General features: G+C 74.9%; 2 protein-coding genes. Both read left to right on the forward strand.

Annotation, left to right across the window (positions count from 1 at the left end; translation table 11 throughout):
* The coding region (locus H5J29_RS32420) for a polyprenyl synthetase family protein (protein WP_181784717.1) at positions 1 to 707 on the forward strand (707 nt) is incomplete at its 5' end.
* Positions 704 to 1,473: phytoene desaturase family protein (crtI, locus tag H5J29_RS32425; RefSeq protein WP_181784718.1), on the forward strand; the 770-nt coding region annotated here is incomplete at its 3' end. The genes H5J29_RS32420 and crtI, both read left to right, overlap by 4 nt.

Here is a 1,473-nt window from a genome sequence, read left to right on the forward strand (position 1 = left end):
TCGTGAACACCGACGGGGACCCGGGGCGCCGGATCTTCGTCGGCTCGAACGCCCTCACCTGGTCCGACGACCTCTACCGGGACTCCGGGCTGCCCGCCGCCACACTGGACCGGGGCGCGGAGGCCTGGCGCGGGATGCGCACCGAGGTGCTCGGCGGCCAGTACCTCGATGTGGTCACCCAGGCCACCGGGGACGAGTCCGCCGCCGCCGCGCTGCGCATCGACCGCTACAAGACCGCCGCGTACACCGTGGAGCGTCCGCTGCACCTCGGCGCGGCCCTCGCGGGCGCGGACGAGTCGCTCGTCACGGCCTACCGCCGGTTCGGCGCGGACATCGGCGTCGCGTTCCAGCTGCGGGACGACCTGCTCGGCGTCTACGGCGACCCCGAGGTCACCGGCAAGCCCGCCGGGGACGACCTGCGCGAGGGCAAGCGCACGCTGCTCGTGGCGCTGGCCCTGGAGCGGGCGGGCGACGGGCCTGCCCGTGCGGAGATCACGTCCGCGCTCGGCGACCCCGAGCTGGGCCCCGTGGCCGTCGAGCGGCTGCGCGGGCTGTTCGTCGAGCTGGGGGCGGTGCAGGCCGTGGAACAGCGGATCGCCGCGCTGACCGGCGCGGCCCTCGACGCCCTCACCACCGCGGAGATCGCCGAGCCCGCCGCGACCACGCTGCAGGACCTGGCGATCCGAGCCACGAGACGGCACCGGTGAGGACCGTCCAGGGTCCGACGGACCACGTCGTCGTCGTCGGGGCGGGCCTCGCGGGCCTGTGTGCCGCCCTCCACCTGCTCGGGGCGGGCCGCCGCGTCACGGTCGTCGAACGGGAGGAGGTCCCGGGCGGCCGTGCGGGCCGACTCGACCTGACGACCGACTCGGGCACCTTCCGGGTCGACACCGGACCGACCGTGCTGACCATGCCGGACCTGCTCGACGAGGCCTTCCACGCCGTCGGGGACTCACTCGCCGCCCGGCTGGACCTCGTCCGGCTCGACCCGGCCTACCGGACCACCTTCGCCGACGGCTCCACGATCGACGTGCACGCCGACGCGGACGCGATGGAGGCCGAGGTCCGGAAGGTCTGCGGCCCGGAGGCCGCGGAGGGCTACCGCGACCTGCGCGGATGGCTCACCGACCTCTACCGCACCGAGATCGACACGTTCATCGGCGCGAACCTCGACTCGCCGTTCTCCCTGGTCGGGCCGGACCTGCTGCGGCTCGCGAAGCTCGGCGGGTTCGGCAGGCTCGGCCCCCGCATCGACCGGTACCTGCCGGACGAGCGGCTGCGCCGGATCTTCTCCTTCCAGGCGCTCTACGCAGGCGTCTCGCCCGCCCAGGCGCTCGGCGCGTACGGCGTGATCGCCTACATGGACACGATCGCGGGCGTCTACTTCCCGCGCGGCGGGATGCGGGCGGTCGGGGACGCGCTCGCGGCCGCCGTCGTCGAGGCCGGGGGCGAGGTGCTGACCGGCAGGGAGGT

Source organism: Pseudonocardia pini (genome assembly GCF_013870575.1).
In the GTDB taxonomy this organism is placed as follows: domain Bacteria; phylum Actinomycetota; class Actinomycetes; order Mycobacteriales; family Pseudonocardiaceae; genus Pseudonocardia; species Pseudonocardia pini.